The sequence below is a fragment of the Rossellomorea sp. SC111 genome, assembly GCF_024733565.1.
Classification (GTDB): domain Bacteria; phylum Bacillota; class Bacilli; order Bacillales; family Bacillaceae_B; genus Rossellomorea.
The window spans coordinates 76630-99604 of record NZ_JANIOC010000012.1 but is presented as its reverse complement, the minus strand read 5'-3'; the positions used below and the strand labels follow the sequence as shown (position 1 = coordinate 99604).

Sequence of the window (22975 nt, the reverse complement as noted above, 5' to 3'; positions counted from 1 at the left end):
AAGAAAGAGGACATACTAAAGATAATGCAAATGAGAGAGTGATTCTATGTTGTGGTTAATCCTACTGGTAATCCTTGCCGCAATCATCGGATGGCTGATACTCGATTTCAAATTGGGAAGAAGTCATTTCATCCGGACGCGGACAAGAAGAGATTATGAAAAGCGAAATAGTGATATTCAATTATTTTCAAGAGGCCCAGAGCTTTTTGATCATATGTTTAAAGAGATGAGAGAAGCAAGGTCTTCTATTCATGTATTATTTTATATCGTCCAGGATGACCATTTTGCCAACAGGTTCCTGGAGCTGCTGAAAGGAAAGGTGAAAGAAGGGATTGAAGTCCGTCTCCTGATGGACCAGATCGGCAGTCATAACGTCCCGAAGTCGAAGGTAAAGGAACTTCGGGATGCAGGTGTGGAAGTCGATTACTGCCGGAAAGTCAAGTTGCCATACCTGTTCTTTTCCTCCCAGCAGCGTAATCACCGGAAGATCACCGTCATCGATGGAGTCATCGGTTATTTAGGCGGTTACAACATCGGGAAGGAATATATCGATGAAAATGATAAGCCCGAGCTTTCTCCGTGGAGGGATTATCACCTGCGGCTTGAGGGAGAAGGTGTACATGATCTGCAAACGGAATTCTGTATTGACTGGTTCCGTGCCACCGAGAAAGATTTAAAGGATGAAGCAACGTATTTCCCTCCTTCTGAAAAAGGAAGCATCGAACATCGGATTTTCCCAACCGAGGGGATCAATATCGAAGACTTCTTTGGGAAATTCATCGACGAGGCACAAGATGAAATCATCATTGGTACACCTTACTTCATTCCCACTCCTAAATTGATGGATGCCCTTTTGGGTGCGCTGGGCAGGGGTGTCACCGTCAAGATCATCATACCGAATAATGCCGATCATATGCTGGTGAAAGAAGCGGCCTTTCCGTATTTCAGACCGCTGCTCGCTAGTGGTGCGAAAGTGTATCAATTCATGGACGGTTTTTATCATGCAAAGGTCATGGTCGTCGATGACCATTTCTGTGATATCGGCACGGCCAATTTTGATAAGCGCAGCTTCTTTATCAATTTAGAAATCAATAACCTGATTTACGATAAAGGATTTATCCAGACGTTGAAAAAGGAAATGGAAAAAGACATGGCGGCATCCGACATGTTAAGCGAAAGCGACCTTTCATCGGTTTCCATGGTCACACGGTTAAAAGAACGCGTCGCTTCAGTCATTTCAATCTTACTTTAGGGGGGAGACACATGAAAGTCCGACTGGGATTCGTGGCGAACTCCCTCTCTTTATGGGACGCTAGCCCTGCCAAAACCATGACATTCAAGCGATTCACTGAGTTACCTAAAAGCGGGCGGATGGATCGCCTGAAGGAAGTGACGAGATTAAACCTGGAACATACGAAACGAATCCTCTATCTGTGTGCGGCACATGAAATCAAGCTGTACAGATTATCGAGCTCCCTCGTTCCCCTTGCCACCCATCCCGAGGTGGAATGGGATTTCCATTCCCCTTTTCAAAAAGAATGGAAGGAGCTTGGAGATCTGATCAAAAAGTTCGGGATCAGGGCAAGCTTTCATCCAAACCAGTTCACCTTATTTACGAGTCCCAAGCAGCATGTGACGGACAATGCCGTGAAGGACATGGTGTATCATTACCGGATGCTTGAGTATATGGGGATCGAGAAGGATTCCGTCATCAATATCCATATCGGAGGGAGCTACGGGGATAAGGAAGAAACCCTGATTCGTTTTCATGAAAACCTGAAAGACCTCCCTCCGGATGTAAAAGACATCATGACCCTTGAGAATGACGACAAGACCTATACCGTCGAGGAAACGATCACCGCTTGTCAAAAAGAGAACATCCCCATGGTCCTCGACATTCACCATCACGAAGCCAATCCGAGTGATAAGCCTCTTGAGGATTATCTTGAAGCTGTTTTTGCCACCTGGGACAGGAGAGATTTAGTGCCGAAAATACATATCTCCTCCCCTAAATCCGATAAGGCCTTCCGTTCCCATGCTGACCTGGTCGATCCGGGTTTTGTGGAAGGATTTTTCAAAACCTTGAAGACCTTGGGTCAGGACGTGGATTTTATGATTGAAGCCAAACATAAAGATCTTGCGATGCTGAAGCTGATTGACGATTTGTCATCCATTCGCGGGGTGAAAAGGATCGGTGGCGGGACCCTTGAGTGGTAAAGTAAAAAAGATGGACACTTGGGTGTTCATCTTTTTTACGTGTATGTACGCATCATTTAAACACTGACTCGATCCAGGGCTGAATCGCCATAAACGCTTTAAACCCAAGATAAATACCCACAATACCCGCAATTCCTGCAAGGGCAGGCGGTGCCGGTATCGGTAACTTAAATAAAGCAAAGATAAACCCGACTAAAAAGCCGGTTACGATAGCCAGTATGACCGTTTTCATACCATTCCCCTCCTTCATCCATCTTCCATTATTATACGTTAAATAGGGAGAAATATAAGAAAAAGGTCCGTCCCTCATGAGGGACGGACCTTTTGTCTATTTACATTTTTTCCGGAGCTGCAACACCGATCAAGGCAAGAGCGTTTTGTAACGTGACACGTACGACTTTTACTAGTGCAAGACGTGCTGTCGTCAATTCACGATTTTCTTCATCGAGAACCTTGTTGGCATTGTAGAAGCTGTGGAAAGCAGATGCCAGATCGTTGATATAATTCGCTACACGGTGCGGGGTGCGTTTCTCGGCTGCATCGGCGATCATTTGCGGGAATTCACCAAGCTTTTTCAGCAGGTCGACTTCTTTCTCCGTACCGATCAGCTTTAAATCGATCTTGTCTTCAGAAGCCAGTCCCTGTTCTTCTGCCTGGCGAAGGATGCTGCAAATACGCGCGTGGGCATACTGAGCATAGTACACAGGATTTTCGTTAGACTGGGAAACCGCCAAGTCCAGGTCAAAGTCCATGTGCGTGTCGGCACTTCTCATGGCGAAGAAATAGCGGACAGCATCGAGGCCCACCTCTTCCACAAGCTCACGTAACGTAACAGCTTTCCCTGTACGCTTACTCATCTTCATCTTTTCACCATTTTTATAAAGGTGAACGAGTTGGATGACTTCAACTTCCAGTTTATCGCGGTCAAAGCCGAGTGCTTCGATGGCCGCCTTCATACGCGGGATATAACCGTGGTGGTCCGCTCCCCAAATATTGATGAGCACATCATGCCCTCGCTCGAACTTATCCTGGTGATAGGAAATATCCGGAGTCAGATATGTGTATGTGCCGTCGTTCTTGATGAGGACACGGTTCTTATCATCGCCAAGTTCAGTCGAACGGAACCAGGTTGCGCCGTCCTCTTCGTATACGTGACCGTTATCTCTCAATGTTTTCAGTGCCGCATCGATTTTCCCATTTTCATAAAGGGATGTTTCAGAGTACCACACATTGAACGGAACGCGGAACATTTCAAGATCCTTTTGAAGCTTGGCCATTTCAATCTTCAGGCCGTATTCACGGAAAAATTTGTAGCGTTCCGCATCGCTTACTTCTGCGTATTTCGAACCGAATTCTTCAGCCAGTTTCTTTCCGATTCCGATGATGTCAGCCCCGTGGTACCCGTCTTCAGGCATCGCTTTGTCCTGACCAAGTGCCTGGAAGTAACGTGCTTCAACGGAGATCGCCAGGTTGTGGATCTGGTTCCCTGCGTCGTTGATGTAGTATTCACGGGTTACTTTATAGCCCGCTTTTTCAAGGACATTACATAGGGAATCCCCGACGGCCGCTCCACGTGCATGACCAAGGTGAAGGTCACCTGTCGGATTGGCAGATACGAACTCGACGTTCACTCTTTCGCCATTTCCGGCGTCTGATTGACCGTATTCCTGATCTTGATCAAGAATCAACGGGATCAAATCAGTTAAGTATTCGTTGTTCATGTAGAAGTTGATGAATCCGGGTCCTGCAATCTCCATTTTTTCAATGGACGCTTTGGACTGGTCGAAGTTGGCGACGATGTCGTCCGCAATCATGCGCGGTGCCTTCTTCGCTACACGTGCAAGCTGCATCGCCATATTCGTTGAATAATCCCCGTGTGATTTTTCTTTCGGGATCTCAAGGATGACATCAGGGATCTGATCCTCAGTTGCGAGTCCCGCTTTCAGGACCGCTGCTTTGATTTCGGCTTTCAGGTTTTCTTGTACTTTTTCGACGATATTCATATCGCTATGCTTCCTCCTTATAGTGAATGGACATAACATAATCCCCCACTGGACTGTCCTGCATCTTTAACTCGTAAGAAAGGTTGAAGTCCCCTTCAAGCTTCGAGTCGTTCTGTGTATGTGAAAGTGTTTTGGTTTTCGTTGTCAATAAGAGGGTGCCGAGCTGGCTCTCGTAGGAACCGTTCTGTTCCTCGAGTTCGTTGAAGGCCATTCTCATTTTGACTGCCCCGCTTCTGAGGATGAGGGCCTGTCGATCCGTTACTTTAACAATCGTATGAGTGGTCCCTTCCTCTTGTACTTCATCGTACTTTAGAAAAACGGCATCTCCTTTTTCATAGTATCGACCAAATGATACCAGTTCAAAAGAGTCACTTTCCTCTCCTATTGTGATTTTGGTTTTCAAGTGAACTTTGACAGGGGTGTAATCCGCTTTTGCCGTCAAACCACTCACATCCTTTTCTTTTTAGGGTCCGATCAAGTGATAGGTCCGTCCCTCAAATAGACGTCCCTTCCTTCTAACTAATTAAGTATAAGAAGTATTGTGGGAAAATGCAATGGAACATGGTGAGTTTTCATTTATTGGAGGGATGTAAGCGGATTATCGGCAAAAGAATAGCCCCTTCTGCCAATGAGAAGAGGCTTTGATGGTTTATTTTACCCAGCCAAGAAGCATTTCACGGATCAGCTTACTTGCCGTATTCGCTGTCTGCTCGGATGGATCATAGATTGGTGCCACTTCCACCAGATCCGCTCCAACGACATTGACGTCAGAGTGGGCGATGGCATGTATCGATGCCAATAATTCCTTGGATGTGATTCCGCCGCAGTCCACAGTTCCAGTTCCAGGAGCATGGGCAGGGTCCAATACGTCAATATCGATCGTCACATACACAGGACGTCCTGCCAGCTGTGGAAGGATTTCCTTCAACGGCTCGAGCACTTCAAATTTGGAAATATGCATGCCGTTTTCCTTCGCCCATTGGAATTCTTCTTTCATACCTGAACGGATGCCGAATGAATAGACATTCTTCGGTCCTATATGCTCGGCGATCTTGCGGATCGGAGTCGAATGGGATAACGGCTCCCCTTCATACTCTTCACGCAGGTCTGTGTGAGCGTCCATATGGATGATGGCAAGATCCGGATATTTTTTCGCGATGGCTTTCATGACCGGCCATGAGACCAGATGCTCTCCACCCATTCCAAACGGGATCTTCCCGTCGCCAAGAAGACCGTCGATGTAATCTTCAATCATATCGATGCTCCGCTGCGGATTACCGAATGGAAGCGGGATATCACCGGCATCATAGTATTTCACTTCTTCAAGCTCCCGGTCGAGGTAGGCGCTATACTCCTCAAGACCGATCGACACCTCGCGGATACGGGTCGGGCCGAAACGGGAACCCGGACGATAGCTGACCGTCCAATCCATCGGCATCCCATAAAGGACCACCTGGCTATCCTCATAAGAAGGATGACTCTTAATAAACACATTACCTGAATAAGCCTCATCAAAACGCATATTCTTCAACCTCTCTTTTAGAGAGGGACGGACCTTGGTTCAGGTCCGTCCCTCTTTGATATTATAGGATTTTTCCTTTTAATTTGAGGTCCGTCCCTCAAATTTATTTTGTCAGGTCTTTGACGAATTTCGGAAGGGCGAATGCTGCTTTGTGCAGTTCCGGTGTGTAGTATTTGGTCTCGATGTCGTGGAAACGCTCTTCCGGTACTTCGATCGGGTCGTGCTTTTTGGACCCGATGGTGAATGCCCATAGTCCGCTTGGATATGTCGGGATATTCGCTGTGTACAGGCGTGTGATCGGGAAGATTTCCTTTACATCGCTCTGTACCTGGCGGATAAGGTCTGCTTTGAACCAAGGATTATCACACTGCGCGACAAAGATCCCGTCTTCTTTCAGGGCTTTCGAAATCCCTGCATAGAAACCTTTTGTGAACAAGTTTACCGCAGGCCCGACAGGCTCAGTGGAATCGACCATGATCACGTCATATTCGTTCTCACTCTTTGCGATGTGCATGAAGCCGTCGTCGACTTGTACGTCCACGCGCTCGTTTTCAAGTTCTCCTGCAATCTCCGGAAGATACTTCTTGGAGTACTCGATCACTTTTCCGTCGATTTCAACAAGAACGGCCTTTTTCACGCTTGGGTGCTTCAACACTTCACGGATGACCCCGCCGTCTCCACCGCCGACAACCAACACGTTCTCAGGATTCGGGTGCGTGAATAACGGAACATGCGCCACCATTTCATGATAGACGAACTCGTCTTTCTGACTCGTCATGACCATGCCGTCAAGGAACAGCATATTGCCCCATTCTTCTGTTTCAGCCATTTCAAGATATTGAAAATCCGTTTGCTCTGTATGTAAAGTCTTCTTGATTTTCATCGTGATCCCGAAATTTTCTGTTTGTTTCTCTGTGTACCAAAGTCCACTCATTGTTTCAACTTCCCTTCTTGTTTTCATATTTTTATCGGTTTTTCCAGCATAGGTCGATCTTCGCTGTCAAAATCATATACCACTAGTTTAAGTTTTCACACGTTCATCTCAGGACAAAATAGATCACTCTGTTAAGCGAAACCCTGACATAACGGGCTTTACTCCTATTTATAAAAACATCCACAGCGGACGTCATTTTTATCCTTCCCTATCATGATAAATACAAACATGAGAAAAAGTATAGTGGAATCTAGCAAAATTTCAAGTGAAATTTTTTCTAAACCTTTGACGTTTAAAATCTCGTAAAACTTTTCATACTGATACTACACAGTAATCAGTATAAACGAGATGACAAATATAAAAAAATCCAAGGTCCGTCCCTCAAATGATTCGGACCTATGTTGGGAAAGTAGGGAGAGGTATGGAACTGATGGCTCGAATGGGGAAGACAAAGAAATATGCGAGATTTGCAGTGGTCGGGGCTCTAGCGGGCATGGTCCTCTTTTTGGTGGGTCTCATGGGGATTTTGATTTACGCCAAGGTTCAGGGACCGCCTCCCCTTGCCGTCCCTCAATCTACTTTGATCTATGGTGAGGATGGGTCGGTCATAGGAGAAACGAATACAGGCGAAAAGCGCTACTGGGTGGGTCTGGAGGAAATTTCCCCTGCCCTCATTGAAGCGACGATCTCCATTGAAGACAAAAGCTTCTACCAGCATTACGGGTTTGACCTGAAGCGGATGGCCGGGGCCGTCCTGGCCGACGTCAAAGCGATGTCGAAGGTCCAGGGGGCCAGCACCATTTCACAACAATACGCTCGCAATCTATTTCTTTCTCATGATAAAACATGGAAGAGAAAGATCTCCGAAGCCCTCTATACGATAAGGATCGAGATGAACTACTCCAAGAAGGACATTCTAGAAGGCTATTTAAATACCATCTACTACGGACACGGCGCATACGGTGTCCAGGCAGCGAGCCAATATTATTTCGGCAAGGATGCCAATCAATTGACCGTTTCCGAAGCGGCCATGCTTGCAGGGATACCGAAAGCACCGTCCTACTATTCGCCTGTCACCCATATAGAAAATAGCAAGAAGCGACAGGAACTCATTCTTCAGTCCATGACCGAGGACGGCATTCTATCAAAAGAGCAAGCGGCTGTTTCCAAAGCGGCACCGATCCGAATCACTGGGGAGCACGCCCATCAAAAGGCGGAAACCGCCCCATATTTTCAGGATGTAGTCAAAAGCATCCTCCGTTCCGACTTGGGAATCGAAGAACGTACCATCGAGATGGGTGGACTCAAGGTTTACACGACCCTCAACCCTGATCACCAAAAAGCCGCCGAGAAAGTCGTGAAGGAACAGATCCCCGATAAATCGGATATCCAATTGGGGTTTGTATCGATGAACCCGAAAAATGGGTATGTAACAGCCTTAGTCGGAGGACGAAATTACGAGGAAAGCCCGTTTAACCGGGCCGTGCAGGCAATCCGCCAGCCGGGGTCAACGATCAAGCCGCTACTGTACTACTCTGCTTTAAAACAAGGGTTTACCCCATCCACGACGATGAAGAGCGAAATGACATCCTTCACGTTCGATGACGGAAAAAAGTACTCCCCTCATAATTACAATAATAAATATGCAAATGGTGACATCACCCTGGCCCAGGCCATCGCTCTATCTGATAACGTCTACGCCGTGAAGACCCACCTCTTCATCGGTCAGGACACCTTGACGAAAACCGCAAAAGAGAACTTCGGTCTGACGACAAAGGTGAAAAAATACCCTTCATCGGCACTCGGTACATCAGGGGCACGAGTCATCGATATGGTCAACGCCTACAGCATCTTCGCCAACGGCGGGTACAAAGTGAAGCCTGTCTTCATTACAAAAGTGGAAGACTGGTCTGGGAACGTCATCTACGAACAGAAATCTAAAAAAGAGCAGGTGCTAGACCCTGACCTCACGTACGTCATGACCCATATGCTCACCGGGATATTCGACCCAAAGCTCAATGACTACTCGACGGTCACAGGGATCCAGATCAGGAAAGACGCAACCCGTCCCTATGCAGGTAAATCCGGGACAACCAACACAGACAACTGGATGATCGGCTACTCCCCTCAACTGACAGCAGGAGTGTGGACCGGATACGATAAAGGAAAAGAAGTCTCCCTGGTCGATGATAAATACTATGCCAAGAAAATTTGGGTCCACTTTATGGAAGAGGCACTGAAGGATGAACCCGTCAAAAACTTCAAACCGACCAAGGGCGTCGTCGGCGTGGCCGTGAATCCCCATAACGGACTGCTCGCCACAGAAGACTGCCCGGTGCAGCGCTTCACCTACTTTGTAAAAGGTACCGAACCAACAGAATACTGCCATGAACACCTAGGTGAGAAAGAATCACCGAAGGAAAAGGCACCGGAAAAAGAGAAGAAATCTTGGTATGATAAAGTGAAGGATTGGATTTTTTAACCGAAAAGCGGAGGCGGCTCGTTCAGAGGCGACAAGCATAAGTTAAACCTACCGGAAAGGCGTTCTTTGCCTTTTTGGTAGGTTCAACTTATGACCTCGAGCCTCTAGCCGCCGGAGCTGGACATCTCGAAAAGCGGAGGCGGCTCGTTCAGAGGCGACAAGCATAAGTTAAACCTACCGGAAAGGCGTTCTTTGCCTTTTTGTAGGTTTAACTTATGACCTCGAGCCTCTAGCCGCCGGAGCTGGACATCTCGAAAAGCGGAGGCGGCTCGTTCAGAGGCGATAAGCATAAGGTAAACCTACCGGAAAGGCGTTCTTTGCCTTTTTGGTAGGTTTAACTTATGACCTCGAGCCTCTAGCCGCCGGAGCTGGACATCTCGAAAAGCGGAAGGGGCTCGCACTGGGGCGACAAGCATAAGACGAGTCACCCGGAAAGGCGTTCTTTGCATTTTTGGTAGGTTTAACTTATGACCTCGAGCTTCTAGCCGCCGGAGCTGGACATCTCGAAAAGCGGAAGGGGCTCGCACTGGGGCGACAAGCATAAGACGAGTCACCCGGAAAGGCGGTCTTTGCCTTTTTGGGTGACTTGGCTTATGACCTCGAGCCCCAAGCCCTGGAGCTGGACAGGACGAAAAGCGGAGGCGGCTTGGGCAGGCCCGACAAGCATAATTTTTGTTCACTAAAAGGGACAACTCAAATTCCGCCCCTATTCCCAGCTATATAACAACAAAACAAAAAACCCCGGGTTTGTGCGAACCCGGGGTTTTTCATGTCCTAGTTTATGTGCAAACTGTGATTTAAGTGTACTTTTTTTCTAACAATAGAGCAAGATGTGAACGACATATTCAAAAAAATGTCACAGTTTGTTCACAAAATAATCTATTATATTTTTAGCGCTTCCTTCAATTCATCCTTTGAGCGTTCCCACATACCTTGATCATGATTCTTTAAAAAGTCTGTGAGAATGCCTTTGGATTTGTCGTCCAGTTGGTCTAGGACGATCTTCCGCTTGATGGATTTATCCATATTGTTCACATGTTCCGGCATGGACTTGTAGCCCCTGCGCTTCTCGCGGTTCACGACGAGCTCACAAGCTGTCACTCCTGCATAGTACGGTCCGTCTTCCATCCGGTCGATGGTTATCCAGATGAGCCAATACGGCTTGCCGCCTGCAGAGTCCTCACGGTTATTCGTGAATTTGATCCCTTTTTCGATCGGGCTTCTTGCATGCATGGCTCCGATTTCGATCGTCGCTTTCCCTTCTTCGACATCAAGCATCACAGGTGAAACATTATCAAGGCTCAAAGATCCTACTCCGTAACCGCCGTGGCCGTCAGTGGGATCACTTTTGATGATATTGAATCCAATGTTTTTTTTCTTTTCCATGAAACGTCACTCCTTCTAGCTAAAGATTGAAAAAATGGTCGTGAATATCGTGCTGAATGCCTGATTGGTCGCCGTCATGCCACCTTGTAATAATGGCCAGATCGTATATTCGTCCAGAGGTGTGATGACAATGATTAAAAATAGCAGAACGCCATATTGCTCATACTGGGACAATTTTGCCCTGACATGATTCGGTGACAAGTCCTCGATGATCCGGTACCCGTCCAGTGGAGGGAACGGCAGTAAGTTGAAGACAAACAGCAAGACATTCAAGTAAACGATCATCTGCAGGAGATCAATGACAAACGGCGGTACTCCGACTCCGCCCGTCACTCCAACAAAGAAATAAAAAATCCCGAATGCAATGAACGCCAGTAAAAAATTACTCAGGGGGCCGGCAACCGAAACGAGCACTCCCGCCAAGCGCGGATTTTTGAAACGGGATCTCATGACCGGAACCGGTCGTGCCCAGCCAAAGCCAGCAATTAATATTAAAAGGGTCCCAAACGGATCCAGATGTTGAATCGGATTTAATGTGAGTCTTCCTTGATCCTTCGCTGTCGTGTCCCCGAATTTGTATGCCACAAAGGCATGGGCGAACTCATGGACCGTGAAGGCCATGACGAGGGCGATCACGACAAACGGAAGTTCTTCCAGCCGAAAGACGGAGATCGACTCAAAAAGTGAGCTAATTGTATCCAAAGTATGTACTCCTTTAAAAAAATGTTTTACTTCCTTATTCCATAGTATACAGAAAAAATCCTGCATGCATGACATCATCATATCAAACTTGCTCTCTCATCTCCTACCCATTACATTTAAAGAGTACGAGCCTACCACAGATTGTACCAAATCCCAAACCAAGGAGCGAATCATAATGCCTTATATCACCGTAAAAATGCTCGAAGGCCGTTCAGAAGAACAAAAACGTGCCCTCGTCGAAAAAGTGACCGAAGCCGTCAGCGAAACAACGGGAGCACCTGAAGAAAAAATCGTAGTCTTCATTGAAGAAATGACGAAAGGTCACTATGCCGTCGGCGGCAAGAGACTAAGCGATCAGTAAACTGTCTAAGTCTGCCTGTTCTCCAGGCAGGCTTTCCTTTTTCAAAGGGGTCTCTTTATCCTGCCAAATGGATCTATTCAGAAAAAATGGGTACCATTCACATCTGGCGAATACGATATACCATACACATATGGAAAGGATGGAGTGAAATGGACTTCAATATCGGCGACGTCATCTTCCAATTGTTCATGGTGGCTCTCCTGTTAGCCATTGTCGTATTCGCTTTTATGATGGCGAAAGGATTGCGGGATAAACGGATCCACCAGCGAAAACAAGATAAACAAATTGAAGAAAAGCTTGATCGGATTATCGAAAAAATGGATCAGACGCCTAAATAGTGTGAAAAGGGGATCGCCTCAAAACGGGCGATCCCCTTATCTCATATAAGAACGTTCTCTACTGAACGATTTTTTTCGTTTTTAATCCCTCGATGTAGGCGAAGGCTTCGGCGATTTCTTCTTCTGTATATTTCTGCTTGCTCTTGAGTGTGAACACTTTCTCCACGACTTCTTCTTTTGGAAGGTTGTCAAAATATAAGATGGTTGAAACAAGTTCAAGGAAGCGTGCTGATTGTACGTTCATATCCGTGAGGCAATCCTTCAGGTAAGGCATATCCTTTTCGTAGATCTCCAGGAAGTCCTCTCCTTCTTTCGTGACGGTATAACGGTATTGATAATAGCCGCCCTTTTTCTCCTTCACCTCAGAGATGAACCCCATATTACAAAGCTCCTCCACACGAAGCGTCAATTCTTCCGAATACGGACCATAAAAATGAAATTGAAATTTTTCCTGAAACGGGAATTCAAGCTTCTTGGCGATGAATATCATCTTCTGAAGCTTCTTTCTTCCCACCACTTCACCCGAGGCTAAGAAGGCACTCATCAGTTTTGCATGATCTTTCAACAATGTACGTCATCTCCTACTCCTAGTATTGCATATGTCAGATCCTCATTGGCTGTAGTGTCATTTATGTCAGTTCTAGAATCTTCCTTATTTGTCTCTTAATATTCTTCTTCGTCGATTCGTCATATAGTAAATCCACTGGATAGTATAATTTGTGATCGGTCCGGCGCTTCCCTGAGATGGAATCCACGATATCCGACTGCCTTGATAATTCCCGGAGCTCCTCATTCTTCATCAGCAGATGGATCGGGAGCCGTTCCTCTTCCTCGCCAGGTCTGTAGAAATCGTATGGAAGATCTGAAGATGAGTCCACCACTAAATAATAATCGGGATCGATTCCCGCCTTTTTAAAGAGGGCTTCCAGTTCACTGTGCTTCTTGTATTCCTTCGCCGGATCGAATTCAACGTACTTGAATAAATTCCGGTTCATGAATCGCTCGCAAAGGTCCCGTAAAATCGGATCCTCTTCTTCCTGCCAAATCTGAAAATAGTACATGATGACTGCTTCATCCAGCTTCAAATAATCTTCAAGGGCCACTTCCCCCTCAAACAGGGAATAAAAATGGATCGGGCTTTGCTTAAAGGAATAGTAGTCTTCATGAAGCTCCTTCGCCCTGTGCAGGATCTTCGTCAAGATCACTTCTGCACTGCGGGTGACCGGATGGAAATACACCTGCCAGTACATCTGATAGCGGCTCATGATATAGTCCTCCACGGCGTGCATCCCGCTCTGCTTGATCACGACCTGATCTTCACGCGGCCTCATGACACGGAGGATCCGCTCCATGTCGAAATGCCCATAGCTCACCCCTGTAAAATAGGCGTCACGCTGCAGATAGTCCATGCGATCTGCATCGATCTGGCTTGAAATGAGGCTGACGACCAGCTTGTTACTGTACGTCTTCGCGATCACTTCTGCCACATGTTTAGGAAAATCCGGTGCCACTTTACCGAGAACCTCGTTCACCTCTGTATCCCCTAAGATGATGGCTTGGGTAAAATGCTCGTGATCGAGGTGAAACACCTTTTCAAAGGAATGGGAAAACGGTCCGTGCCCAAGATCATGCAATAACGCAGCACATAATGACAGTAATCGCTCATCCTGGTTCCACTCCGGTCTTCCGATGAAGACATCATCGACGATGCGGCGGATGATCTCATAGACGCCAAGGGAATGGTTGAACCGGCTGTGTTCCGCTCCGTGAAAGGTCAAGTAGGTGGTTCCGAGCTGTCTGATTCTGCGGAGTCGCTGGAACTCTTTGGTCCCGATCAAATCCCAAATCACGCGATCCTTTACATGAACATAGCGATGAACAGGGTCTTTAAATACTTTTTCTTCATGTAATTTCTGCTTGGCATACTCCATCTTCTACCCTCTTCCTAAACTAGCATATTTCTATTATAGCGACTTACTTCATCGCATTCATCTCGAATTTTGTCGAAAAAAATAGGTATTTGTCCTTTGGTTGTTCAACCGCAAGCGTTCCAAATCCTTCAAAAAATTTGGACTCTTGACAAAAAATTCTCTCCTAATGTATTTCTCTACCCCTTATCTAGTTTCCTTTTCCAAAGAGGCGCAAACCTTTATTTATTTTTATCAGTAGAAAAGAAAAAACTCCCTCAGGCGGAAGTTTCCCTTTATTTCTTTATTTTCTTGATCACTTTTTCCATCAGTTCCTCTTCAGTCAACGCCGCTACAGGACGATTATTCACAAAAGCGAATGTCTTTTTGCGTCCTGGACCACAATAGGATTGGCACGCAATGTCGATCGGTGCATCCGGATCAATATCCTTTAACTTTGGTATCAAGGTCTTTAGGTTAACGGCCTGACAATCATCGCAAACACGGAATTCGTTTGCCATCTGTCAACAACCCTTTCTATCTATTGAAATGGATTTTATACGTCGTAAACATCGATTTATAGAATACAGTTTTCAGTCATGTTTTGCAAGTGAACATCGTTTCCATCCTCCAAGCGTTCGTCACTGATACAAGGAAACTAGCAGACAGAAAATAATTTTAACATATTCGTATAAAAACCTTATAAATGGTCCATCCTTTAATCAACGAATACTTTAAGAAAACTTTGGGAGTTGAGATGAAATGATGATGAAAACAAGACAGGATGCCTGGACGGAAGAAAATGATCTATTATTGGCCGAAACGGTCTTGCGACATGTCCGTGAAGGCAGCACACAATTAAACGCCTTCGAGGAAGTCGGGGATAAACTGAACCGCACATCCGCGGCATGTGGATTTCGCTGGAACGCTGTTGTGCGCCACCAGTACGAGAAAGCTCTTTCACTAGCAAAAAAACAACGCAAACAGCGCCACCGCATCCTCGGGAAAGACCAGGGGGGGAAGAAAAAGCTATTATACCAGCCACCGACACCTTCCTTCGACGATTTAGACGCTATGTCTCTATCAATGTCTGAAGCGGAAGAAGAAATGGAGTTTGCAGAGTACGAGAACTACGTACCGGAAACGGAGCAACTGGGGAAAGAAACCGAAGAAGCAGTGCAGGACTTTAAAGTGGAAGCAAGTGAAGAACAAGCTTACGTCGCACCACAAGCACCTGCTGCCAACCATGTTGTAAAGCCAACGGGACTAAAAGGGGAAGTCACACTTGAAAAGGTGATCGCCTACCTTCAGAACCTGGCCCAAACCAACATGAATTCCGATTACGTGAAAATTGAGAATCAGAGATTGAAGCAGGAGATTTCCGACCTCCGAAAAGAAAATGCCGAGCTCGAAAAGAAAGTCAAAGCCCTTGAAAACAACTCTGTCACGATGCAGGAAGACTACGAAACACTCATGCAAATCATGAATCGGGCCAGAAAGCTCGTCGTATTCGATGAAGACGAATCGAAAGCACCACGCTTCAAGATGGACCGGAACGGAAATCTCGAAAAAGTAGCTGAATAATGATATTCCCAACCAGTGCGCCTGTGGGCGTGCTGGTTTTTTCATGGAGTTTGTGAGATACAAAAGAATCTCTTTCTACAAAACGTAAAGTATGTCCAGTTTGGTCCAAAACTAGTTACCTAAAACCTATTTTAGCTAAAAATGCAACAATCAAGAGTGGACGTTCAGTTCAAGACGGGCGGGTATCCGCTCGATTGCGTCATTTCTCCATTGATTGCGTCGAAATCGGGGGTGATTGCGTCATTATTTTATTAATTACGTCTTTTCCAATTAAATCCAAAAAAGCCGAACTCCGATATAAACCGAAGTCCGGCTCTCCCCGTTATCCCAACACCTTCTCATTCCGATCCATGACCCGCTGATAATACATCTCGTACATCCCATACTCTTCTCCCTGAAGGGCACTGCTGTAAAATTCGCCGCTGAATCCTTTCAACGACTGCAGGAAGCGGAGCATTACATCTTGAATCGACAATTCGACTCCTAAGAGCTCCGATAATGAAGCCATCACCTCAGGGGCAATCTCCGGGAATGTAAACTTCGACGTACCATCCTTCAGTCCGGTCTCATAAAAACGCTGAATCAGCCTCGCCCGCAGAGAACCGCTTCCATTGACGCAAAGGTAAACCTGTACGGCAACCCCGTTCCGGATCCTCCGCTGGGAGATCCCTGCAAACTTCCGATCATTGATGCTGAGATCGTAACTGCCGGGACAGTAGGACTGTGTGATCTCCTTCGCTTCGATTTCCACGTCAAATTCCTTGAACATATCCTTTACCAACAGCCACATAGCGTCGTAGCCACGGTTAATGTCGATGCCTTTTTCAGAATCAGGGAAAACCAATGAGAGATTCAGTACCCCCTCATCCAATACGACCGCAAGGCCACCGGAGTTTCGTACAATATATCGATAGCCTTCTTCTTCCAACACCTCCAAGGCATCAGAAAGAAACGGCAGCTTTGTATCTTGAATACCTAATACAACCGTTTGATGATGGACCCATGAGCGTGCTGTCGGATCAGACTGACCTGCTCCGATCACCGTGCACAATGTATCGTCCATGGCAAACGACTGCAGGGCCCCGAACATCGGTCCCAAACTTGATTGATCGATCACTCTCCATCGGTCTTGACGGAGCAGTGCATATGCTTTTTCCTTATCCATAACGCTTCTCCTTCACTTACAACATGCGAGCTCATTATATCACATAATGGTGGGGTTTCTGAAAAAGGGGTTGGACGGGTGAACAGATACCGGATACGTCACCTGTTGCCATGCACCAATAAAGAACAAAAAAACCGAACCCCCTAAAGGATCCGGTTCCTAATACATCTATTTCCTTACAGCGCCTGAGCTGCCGTAATCAATGCAAGCTTGTACACATCTTCCTCGTTACAACCGCGGGAAAGATCGTTCACAGGGGCGTTCAGGCCTTGAAGGATCGGGCCAACCGCTTCGAAGTTTCCTAAACGTTGTGCGATTTTGTATCCGATGTTTCCAGCCTCAAGGCTCGGGAACACGAATACGTTGGCATTACCTTGGATGGCGGCTCCAGGTGCTTTCTTCTCCGCTACGGATGGAACGAAGGCAGCGTCGAATTGGAATTCACCGTCGACAGTCAGTTCCGGTACTTTTTCTTTTGCAAGAGATACGGCTTCTACCACTTTTTCCGTTTCAGGTGATTTAGCCGATCCTTTTGTTGAGAAGCTCAGCATCGCAACGCGTGGATCGATGTCGAACATATCGGCTGTTTTCGCACTTTCGATGGCGATTTCAGCTAGATCCTGGCTGTCAGGTGTGATATTGATTGCACAGTCAGCGAATACATACTTCTCATCTTCACGCACCATGATGAAGACACCGGAAGTCTTACGGACGCCTTCTTTTGTTTTAATGATCTGCAGGGCCGGACGAACCGTATCGGCTGTAGAGTGGGCTGCGCCGCTTACAAGTCCGTGAGCCTGGCCCGTATAAACGAGCATCGTACCGAAGTAGTTGCCGTCCAAGAGGATCTTTTTCGCATCTTCTTCAGTCGCTTTTCCTTTACGACGTTCCACGAATGCTTTCACAAGCTCGTCCATGCCAGCAAATGATGCAGGGTCGACAACGTCACAGCCGTCAAGCTTCACACCCAGCTGATCCGCTTTGGCGTTCACTTCATCCACGTTTCCGACTACGATCGGTGTCAAGATTCCGTCAGCAGACAAACGGGATGCTGCTGTCAGAATGCGTTCGTCTGTCCCCTCAGGGAAAACGATCTTTAACTCTTTACCTTTTACTTTATCCGTTAATGTTGTAAATAAGTTACTCAATAGAGGAACCTCCTTGATTTATACATATCCAATCTTAGAATACTCTTCTCATTGAGGAATTCAAGGAAAAGGAGTAATGATACCGGTTTCAGCGTAAAAGTCTTTGTTTTCAAATAATTTTTACCCGATCCTTAATGATCCTAAGCATTTATCACAATCTACGAGGATAGTGTGTTCCATAAATCCCCCTGCTATCCACCATTTGTGCCATTTTAGCGACATTGGGTTTTGTATTCTTACTAGAGGGTGAAACTATGATATAGTAAAGTTGGAAAAAGTACTTTAAGGAGTGATTACGTTGGCAGAACCGGCACAAACATTAGATGGTTGGTATTCCCTGCATGATTTTCGCGCGATGGACTGGACTTCATGGAAGATGCTTCCGAGTGAAGAGAGAGCCTCGGCGATCTCGGAATTCCACCGTTTCTTAGATCGATTGAACAGTACTCAGGATGCAAAAGAAGGAAGTCATGCTCTTTACACGATCGTTGGACAGAAAGCGGACTTCATGCTGATGATCCTTCGTCCGACAATGGAAGAATTAAATGAGCTGGAAAATGAATTCAACAAGCTGAAAATCTCTGAATTCACAATTCCGACATTCTCATATGTTTCTGTCGTTGAACTTGGTAACTACATGCCTTCAGAGGGCGATCCTTACGATAATCCATACGTACAGGAACGCATTTACCCAATCCTTCCGAAAGCGAAGCATGTCTGTTTCTACCCGATGGACAAGCGTCGCCAGGGGAATGATAACTGGTACATGCTGCCGATGGAAGAGCGTCGTGACATGATGAGAAGTCATGGAATGATCGGCCGCCAATACGCAGGTAAAGTGAAGCAGATCATTACGGGTTCTGTTGGTTTCGATGATTACGAATGGGGTGTCACTCTGTTCGCCGATGATGTGCTTCAATTCAAAAAGCTCGTATACGAAATGCGTTTTGACGAAGTAAGCGCCCGCTTCGGTGAGTTCGGTGCCTTCTACGTAGGAAACCTGTTAAAAGAAGAAGCTATCTCAAAATTCCTTCACGTGAACTAAATACACAACAAACGACAAGTCTTTGTGGACTTGTCGTTTTTTATTATAGGCACTTCCTATAAAGATTTCATGAGGGAGGTGTTGGTTGATTTCCGCTCCAGGTGCTCGCTTTCCGCGGGGCTGGCGGTGAGCCTCCTCAGCTTCGCTTCCGGGGTCTCACCTGTCCAGCTTTTCCCGCAGGAGTCGAGCACCTTCCGCTTCAATCAACTTTCTAAGCATGAGTTCCTTATAGTAATTTAATATAAGTTCAATTGTGAATCGGAAAACGGTATTCTCGAAATGTGCTGTATTCGATTTTTGCTCCTATAGAAGAACAGCTTCTTTCTTTCAATCGTTCTTTTCTCATTAGTAAGCTCTGACACCTACTTTCGTAAAGCTGCTGAGGGCAATGATGTAGTCTCCTGCGAAAGAAGGCACTGAAAATGGAAAAGCACAGAGTGTATTGGAGCGGAAGGCACTTGACTCCTGCGGGAAAAAGAGGAAAGGTCGAGACCCCGCAGGGCAAAGCCCGAGGAGGCTTGACTTCCTCCCCGCCGGAAAGCAAGTGCCTGAAGCGGAAAGGAACGGTCCACTTCAAAACAACCACTCATCTTATCAAACCAGCCCCCCTCCTTCCTTCAAAAAACACAAGAATATATTATTCCCCCACAACATAGACATGAAATAGTGAGACATAGCATCTTCTAAAGTGAGGTGGGAAGATGGCTGTTATTCCTTATAACGAGAAGGAAGTGAAGCTTCTGGCTCGACTGATGAGGGCTGAGGCCGAGGGGGAAGGACAGCAAGGAATGCTTATGGTGGGGAATGTCGGTGTCAATCGGGTCCGGTCCGATTGCCTTGACTTTAAGAAATTGGCTAATCTTCAGGATATGGTGTTTCAGAGTCCAGGCGGATTCGAGGCAACCCAGAAAAGCTACTTTTATCAGCGGGCCCGGCAGAAGGAGATCGATTTGGCGCGGAAGACCATTAAAGGTGGCAGGTATCACCCTGCGTCTTACTCCCTTTGGTTCTTTAAGCCGGCCGGAAGCTGTCCGGGTCAATGGTATAACCAGTCAAACTCGGGGCGTTTCAAGTCCCACTGTTTCTATCAACCCACTCAAGGTGATTGTCCGAAAGTATATTAATCTTACTTAAAGGAGGTATTCGGTTTGGCGAACCAACAATCAAACCCGTATCAAGGGTATAATCAATCTGCTTATAATCCTTATGGTCAGTATTACGGTGGTGGGCAAGGTCAGGGACAATACTATCCCCAGCAGCAAGGCGGTGGAGGGTATCAAATCCCTTCCCCTACGAATGCCCCGGCACCTTCTCAAAATGTTCCGGGAATGCTTCCGATTGAAGAGTCGTATATCGAGAATATTCTCAGGTTGAATAAAGGAAAAGTCGCGACGGTTTATACGACGTTTGAAAACAATAAGGAGTGGAATGCGAAGGTGTTCAAGGGGATCATTGAAGCCGCCGGCCGGGATCACCTTATCCTGAGCGATCCACAAACCGGTACACGGTACCTCATTCCGATGATTTATCTTGATTACATTACATTTGATGAAGAAATCGAGTATGAATATCCATATGGTGCGGGAGGCTCCATGCAAAGTTATTCCCAGCGCTAAAAAAAACCCTGTCAGGGAATCCGCTTCCTGACAGGGTATCTTTTATGTTTATAATGTTTTCGCTGCGAATACGATCAAGAGTACCCAGGCGACGAGGAAGCTGACTCCTCCAAGCGGGGTGATCGCCCCGAGGATTTTCACTCCTGAGATGCTCAGTACATAAAGGCTTCCAGAGAAAAGAATGGTTCCGATCAGCATCAACCAGCCTGACCAGGAAAGCAGGGATGTTGGCGTGACATTTCCCATCAGCACCCCGACGATGATGATCCCGATTGCATGGAACATCTGATAAAGAACGCCTGTATTCCACGTATCGATGTATTTCTGTGAAATCTTCCCTTCCAATGCGTGGGCACCGAAAGCTCCAAGTGCCACGGATAAAAAGGCGTTGATGGCACCGATAATGATAAATGTTTTCATGATGAACCTCCTAGTTAAAAGTCAAATAAAGAATTGCCATTGGCTCCGTCATCCGTTTCGAGAGGCTCTTCCTTCTGAATGGAAACGGGCTTCTGAACCGGCTGTGATTCCTGAAAATACGGCATGGTTTGCTGCGGTTCGGAAAACGTGGCTTGAGAGGATGCCCCGTTGTTCTCCTCCAGCAATACTTCACATAGTGCTTTTATTGAATAAACATGCTCACGGATCTGCTGGGACTTTTCAGCAGACTTTGCTTTACCGAGTTCATGTTCGATCTTCTTGATTAATGATTGATGTGGGATATTCACAATGATTGACTCCTTCCACAAGGTTTACAGTATGTACGTCTTTATCCTAATTCTTATTGAAGGATTTCGCAAATATCATCTTTGTTTCGGCTTGAATTTCATGCACGGACTCCCAGAGGATTGAAAAACCACAAGGGAAGGCATCGCTTTGGTTTTAAACCCGTAGCCCTTACATCCCCTCGGGTGAGCCTGCTCCCACGTTGTATAAAAATATTGGCATTGAAAACAGTTGATCCTTTCTTCCTTTTTCACTAAGCTTCCCCCCCTCAGTGTTTCACGTGAAACATCACGATTCTATACACCAGTCGATTTCTTCCATTCCCTGTTCACGAAGAAACCCGTTCGTTTTTGAATAAGGTCTGCTTCCAAAGAAGCCGCGGTGGGCCGATAATGGGCTTGGATGTGGAGCCGTGACAATGTAGTGCCTGGATGAATCAATCAACGACTGCTTCGCCTGGGCAGGCTTTCCCCATAGCAAAAACACTACCGGCATCTCCCGTTCATTCAATAAGGAGATGACTCGATCGGTGAACCGTTCCCATCCCTTCCCTCTATGGGAGTGGGCCTTGCCGTCCCCGACGGTCAGCACTGTATTTAATAGAAGGACACCCTGATCTGCCCATTTCACCAGTGAGCCATGTGCGGGAATCGGACATCCCAGGTCATCCTGAAGCTCTTTATACATATTTCGCAGGGAAGGAGGGATTTTCACCCCTTTTTTCACAGAAAAGCTCAACCCCTCTGCCTGATTTGCTCCATGATACGGATCCTGCCCCAGCAAGACAACCTTTACATCCTCATAGGCTGTATAGTGAAAAGCGTTGAAAATATCGTGCATGGGTGGATGAGTGAGGGTCGTTTGATACTCCCCTTTCAGCCATTCCCGTAAATCCCGGTAATATTCCTTCTGAAGTTCATCTTCCAGAACGTGTGCCCAATCATTTTGAAAAATCGCCGACACTTAGAGACACCCTTTCTAGTTTTGAAATTCAATCGTGACCTCGTACCCTAATTGTTCAAAGAAACCCTTCAATGACTTTTCAGCATTTTTTTCTGCTGCTTGAAGAATCCCCTGTTCGACCGCTTCCTGACTGATTTGATCCTTTGCCACTTCCGCAAGGGCAAACCCTTCATTCCAGTCCACATCATTCCGGAAGATCCCTTCCACAGAGAACGTCTTGATATTGTCCGTATCGATGGACGGCTCCTGAAGGATCTCCGCCCGGGGCAGCGTGAGCCTGATTTCTTTCTTCTCTTCATTCACTACTATATCCTTGTCATCGATTCCTTGTAAATCCACCCCGGCAAGGACCGTACCGGGAACGACCATCAGAAGCTTCCGTTTCGTGCCGGGGAGGTCCGCATTGATTTCTTTCCCGAATAACTGGTTATCCTCCTGCTCGATCACGGCCTTCACAAACCCTTGAGCCGTAGCCAGCGAACTCATCTCTTGAATCCGTTCCACGAATGAACCCTTTTCTTCTGTAAAAGTAGAGCCCGATAACCAGGAGTAGACCCCTATCGTTGCTGCTCCCACCACCAGCAAGAACACGACCAGAAAGAGCACCACCCTCCTCTTCCAAAAAGCCAGGAGTGTATGGGTCAATCCCCGACGCCTGCTTCTTCTATTTTCAATGGCCAAAGAGGCTCCTGTTTCTCTTTCAGTTTCCTTCAATTCCGCCAAAATCTCTTCCATTTCACGTATTTTCTTGTATTGACTTGTCAAACCCTTCACCTTCCTCTCTTCTATTATAGGAAATAATGTAGAATCTTGGAAACAATTATTCTACTTCTATATTTTGGAAAGTTTGAATTTGGCACTACCGGGAAAAGAAGG

General features: G+C 46.5%; 25 protein-coding genes. 9 read left to right on the top strand and 16 right to left on the bottom strand.

The features are described from left to right. The first annotated feature begins 46 nt into the window (after nucleotides 1–46). Nucleotides 47–1252, top strand: coding sequence for a cardiolipin synthase (cls, locus tag NQ095_RS16415; RefSeq protein ID WP_258264536.1), 1206 nt, complete (start codon nucleotides 47–49; stop codon nucleotides 1250–1252). Nucleotides 1253–1263: 11 nt separating this feature from the next. Next, nucleotides 1264–2217 carry a UV DNA damage repair endonuclease UvsE gene (uvsE, locus tag NQ095_RS16410; RefSeq protein ID WP_258264535.1) on the top strand — a complete coding sequence of 318 codons (954 nt, stop codon included), beginning with the start codon at nucleotides 1264–1266 and terminating at the stop codon, nucleotides 2215–2217. Between the two features lie 52 nt (nucleotides 2218–2269). Here the strand turns inward: uvsE and NQ095_RS16405 are convergent, their stop codons facing one another. From NQ095_RS16405 to speE, 5 genes are all read right to left on the bottom strand, one after another. Beyond that, a complete protein-coding gene (locus tag NQ095_RS16405; protein WP_258264533.1) occupies nucleotides 2270–2449 on the bottom strand; it encodes a XapX domain-containing protein in 180 nt (59 codons plus the stop codon). A gap of 100 nt (nucleotides 2450–2549) precedes the next feature. Further along, entirely contained in the window at nucleotides 2550–4220 is a 1671-nt protein-coding gene (gene argS / locus NQ095_RS16400) for an arginine--tRNA ligase (RefSeq protein ID WP_258264532.1), read from the bottom strand. Between the two features lie 4 nt (nucleotides 4221–4224). Continuing rightward, nucleotides 4225–4662, bottom strand: coding sequence for a YwiB family protein (locus NQ095_RS16395; protein ID WP_258264531.1), 438 nt, complete (start codon nucleotides 4660–4662; stop codon nucleotides 4225–4227). A gap of 207 nt (nucleotides 4663–4869) precedes the next feature. Continuing rightward, nucleotides 4870–5742 carry an agmatinase gene (gene speB, locus NQ095_RS16390; protein ID WP_258264530.1) on the bottom strand — a complete coding sequence of 291 codons (873 nt, stop codon included), beginning with the start codon at nucleotides 5740–5742 and terminating at the stop codon, nucleotides 4870–4872. A 103-nt stretch (nucleotides 5743–5845) separates the two neighbouring features. After that, on the bottom strand, nucleotides 5846–6676 hold the full coding sequence (gene speE, locus NQ095_RS16385; protein WP_060674316.1) for a spermidine synthase: 831 nt from the start codon (nucleotides 6674–6676) through the stop codon (nucleotides 5846–5848). 421 nt (nucleotides 6677–7097) lie between these two features. On the opposite strand from speE, the gene NQ095_RS16380 reads away from it, so the two are divergent. Further along, the gene (locus NQ095_RS16380; RefSeq protein ID WP_258264529.1) at nucleotides 7098–9158 is read left to right on the top strand and encodes a transglycosylase domain-containing protein; all 2061 of its coding nucleotides are present in this window, start codon (nucleotides 7098–7100) and stop codon (nucleotides 9156–9158) included. Between the two features lie 882 nt (nucleotides 9159–10040). Here NQ095_RS16380 and NQ095_RS16375 read toward each other — a convergent pair. Further along, entirely contained in the window at nucleotides 10041–10544 is a 504-nt protein-coding gene (locus NQ095_RS16375) for a YwhD family protein (RefSeq protein ID WP_258264528.1), read from the bottom strand. 15 nt (nucleotides 10545–10559) lie between these two features. Continuing rightward, entirely contained in the window at nucleotides 10560–11165 is a 606-nt protein-coding gene (locus NQ095_RS16370; protein WP_258264582.1) for a site-2 protease family protein, read from the bottom strand. A gap of 256 nt (nucleotides 11166–11421) precedes the next feature. Here NQ095_RS16370 and NQ095_RS16365 point away from each other — a divergent pair, with 256 nt between their 5' ends. Then, nucleotides 11422–11607, top strand: coding sequence for a 2-hydroxymuconate tautomerase (locus tag NQ095_RS16365; RefSeq protein ID WP_034765056.1), 186 nt, complete (start codon nucleotides 11422–11424; stop codon nucleotides 11605–11607). A gap of 149 nt (nucleotides 11608–11756) precedes the next feature. Continuing rightward, complete coding sequence (locus NQ095_RS16360; RefSeq protein WP_258264527.1) at nucleotides 11757–11945, top strand: DUF4083 domain-containing protein; 189 nt, start codon at nucleotides 11757–11759, stop codon at nucleotides 11943–11945. A 58-nt stretch (nucleotides 11946–12003) separates the two neighbouring features. Here the strand turns inward: NQ095_RS16360 and NQ095_RS16355 are convergent, their stop codons facing one another. The 3 genes from NQ095_RS16355 to NQ095_RS16345 form a co-directional block, all read right to left on the bottom strand. Beyond that, nucleotides 12004–12513: a YwgA family protein gene (locus tag NQ095_RS16355; RefSeq protein WP_258264526.1), complete on the bottom strand. Its 510-nt coding sequence runs from the start codon at nucleotides 12511–12513 to the stop codon at nucleotides 12004–12006. 61 nt (nucleotides 12514–12574) lie between these two features. Continuing rightward, nucleotides 12575–13876 carry an HD domain-containing protein gene (locus tag NQ095_RS16350; RefSeq protein WP_258264525.1) on the bottom strand — a complete coding sequence of 434 codons (1302 nt, stop codon included), beginning with the start codon at nucleotides 13874–13876 and terminating at the stop codon, nucleotides 12575–12577. 272 nt (nucleotides 13877–14148) lie between these two features. Then, nucleotides 14149–14373 (bottom strand): YuzB family protein, encoded by a 225-nt coding sequence (locus NQ095_RS16345; protein ID WP_060674304.1) that lies wholly within the window; start codon nucleotides 14371–14373, stop codon nucleotides 14149–14151. Nucleotides 14374–14620: 247 nt separating this feature from the next. Between NQ095_RS16345 and NQ095_RS16340 the strand changes: the two genes are divergently transcribed. Then, nucleotides 14621–15436: an RsfA family transcriptional regulator gene (locus NQ095_RS16340; RefSeq protein WP_309137657.1), complete on the top strand. Its 816-nt coding sequence runs from the start codon at nucleotides 14621–14623 to the stop codon at nucleotides 15434–15436. Between the two features lie 322 nt (nucleotides 15437–15758). On the opposite strand, the gene lipL is transcribed toward NQ095_RS16340, so the two are convergent. Together lipL and pta are read right to left on the bottom strand one after the other, a co-directional pair. Beyond that, nucleotides 15759–16601 (bottom strand): octanoyl-[GcvH]:protein N-octanoyltransferase, encoded by an 843-nt coding sequence (gene lipL, locus NQ095_RS16335; RefSeq protein ID WP_258264524.1) that lies wholly within the window; start codon nucleotides 16599–16601, stop codon nucleotides 15759–15761. A gap of 176 nt (nucleotides 16602–16777) precedes the next feature. Beyond that, complete coding sequence (pta, locus tag NQ095_RS16330; protein ID WP_258264523.1) at nucleotides 16778–17749, bottom strand: phosphate acetyltransferase; 972 nt, start codon at nucleotides 17747–17749, stop codon at nucleotides 16778–16780. A 298-nt stretch (nucleotides 17750–18047) separates the two neighbouring features. Here pta and hemQ point away from each other — a divergent pair, with 298 nt between their 5' ends. The 3 genes from hemQ (at nucleotide 18048) to gerQ (ending at nucleotide 20410) form a co-directional block, all read left to right on the top strand. Continuing rightward, the gene (gene hemQ / locus NQ095_RS16325) at nucleotides 18048–18794 is read left to right on the top strand and encodes a hydrogen peroxide-dependent heme synthase (RefSeq protein ID WP_258264522.1); all 747 of its coding nucleotides are present in this window, start codon (nucleotides 18048–18050) and stop codon (nucleotides 18792–18794) included. Between the two features lie 701 nt (nucleotides 18795–19495). Continuing rightward, a complete protein-coding gene (locus tag NQ095_RS16320) occupies nucleotides 19496–19918 on the top strand; it encodes a cell wall hydrolase (protein ID WP_258264521.1) in 423 nt (140 codons plus the stop codon). A gap of 24 nt (nucleotides 19919–19942) precedes the next feature. Beyond that, nucleotides 19943–20410 (top strand): spore coat protein GerQ, encoded by a 468-nt coding sequence (gerQ, locus tag NQ095_RS16315; protein ID WP_098438681.1) that lies wholly within the window; start codon nucleotides 19943–19945, stop codon nucleotides 20408–20410. A gap of 48 nt (nucleotides 20411–20458) precedes the next feature. On the opposite strand, the gene NQ095_RS16310 is transcribed toward gerQ, so the two are convergent. The 4 genes from NQ095_RS16310 to NQ095_RS16290 all read right to left on the bottom strand — a co-directional run bounded on the left by NQ095_RS16310 (nucleotide 20459) and on the right by NQ095_RS16290 (nucleotide 22864). Further along, the gene (locus NQ095_RS16310; RefSeq protein WP_034765025.1) at nucleotides 20459–20830 is read right to left on the bottom strand and encodes a DUF423 domain-containing protein; all 372 of its coding nucleotides are present in this window, start codon (nucleotides 20828–20830) and stop codon (nucleotides 20459–20461) included. A gap of 14 nt (nucleotides 20831–20844) precedes the next feature. Continuing rightward, nucleotides 20845–21138, bottom strand: coding sequence for a YwdI family protein (locus NQ095_RS16305; protein WP_258264520.1), 294 nt, complete (start codon nucleotides 21136–21138; stop codon nucleotides 20845–20847). Nucleotides 21139–21424: 286 nt separating this feature from the next. Then, on the bottom strand, nucleotides 21425–22099 hold the full coding sequence (locus tag NQ095_RS16295; RefSeq protein ID WP_258264518.1) for a uracil-DNA glycosylase: 675 nt from the start codon (nucleotides 22097–22099) through the stop codon (nucleotides 21425–21427). A 15-nt stretch (nucleotides 22100–22114) separates the two neighbouring features. Then, a complete protein-coding gene (locus NQ095_RS16290; protein WP_258264517.1) occupies nucleotides 22115–22864 on the bottom strand; it encodes a DUF4230 domain-containing protein in 750 nt (249 codons plus the stop codon). Between the last annotated feature and the right edge of the window lie 111 nt (nucleotides 22865–22975).

Bases quoted from the DNA above. Each gene is read 5' to 3' on its own strand.
- NQ095_RS16310 (WP_034765025.1), bottom strand. From the start codon at position 20,830: ATGAAAACATTTATCATTATCGGTGCCATCAACGCCTTTTTATCCGTG.
- speE (WP_060674316.1), bottom strand. From the start codon at position 6,676: ATGAGTGGACTTTGGTACACAGAGAAACAAACAGAAAATTTCGGGATC.
- NQ095_RS16340 (WP_309137657.1), top strand. From the start codon at position 14,621: ATGAAAACAAGACAGGATGCCTGGACGGAAGAAAATGATCTATTATTG.
- NQ095_RS16380 (WP_258264529.1), top strand. From the start codon at position 7,098: ATGGAACTGATGGCTCGAATGGGGAAGACAAAGAAATATGCGAGATTT.
- NQ095_RS16370 (WP_258264582.1), bottom strand. From the start codon at position 11,165: ATGGCCTTCACGGTCCATGAGTTCGCCCATGCCTTTGTGGCATACAAA.
- NQ095_RS16365 (WP_034765056.1), top strand. From the start codon at position 11,422: ATGCCTTATATCACCGTAAAAATGCTCGAAGGCCGTTCAGAAGAACAA.
- NQ095_RS16375 (WP_258264528.1), bottom strand. From the start codon at position 10,544: ATGGAAAAGAAAAAAAACATTGGATTCAATATCATCAAAAGTGATCCC.
- speB (WP_258264530.1), bottom strand. From the start codon at position 5,742: ATGCGTTTTGATGAGGCTTATTCAGGTAATGTGTTTATTAAGAGTCAT.
- cls (WP_258264536.1), top strand. From the start codon at position 47: ATGTTGTGGTTAATCCTACTGGTAATCCTTGCCGCAATCATCGGATGG.
- NQ095_RS16345 (WP_060674304.1), bottom strand. From the start codon at position 14,373: ATGGCAAACGAATTCCGTGTTTGCGATGATTGTCAGGCCGTTAACCTA.
- uvsE (WP_258264535.1), top strand. From the start codon at position 1,264: ATGAAAGTCCGACTGGGATTCGTGGCGAACTCCCTCTCTTTATGGGAC.
- NQ095_RS16405 (WP_258264533.1), bottom strand. From the start codon at position 2,449: ATGAAAACGGTCATACTGGCTATCGTAACCGGCTTTTTAGTCGGGTTT.
- NQ095_RS16360 (WP_258264527.1), top strand. From the start codon at position 11,757: ATGGACTTCAATATCGGCGACGTCATCTTCCAATTGTTCATGGTGGCT.
- NQ095_RS16320 (WP_258264521.1), top strand. From the start codon at position 19,496: ATGGCTGTTATTCCTTATAACGAGAAGGAAGTGAAGCTTCTGGCTCGA.
- lipL (WP_258264524.1), bottom strand. From the start codon at position 16,601: ATGGATAAGGAAAAAGCATATGCACTGCTCCGTCAAGACCGATGGAGA.
- argS (WP_258264532.1), bottom strand. From the start codon at position 4,220: ATGAATATCGTCGAAAAAGTACAAGAAAACCTGAAAGCCGAAATCAAA.
- NQ095_RS16350 (WP_258264525.1), bottom strand. From the start codon at position 13,876: ATGGAGTATGCCAAGCAGAAATTACATGAAGAAAAAGTATTTAAAGAC.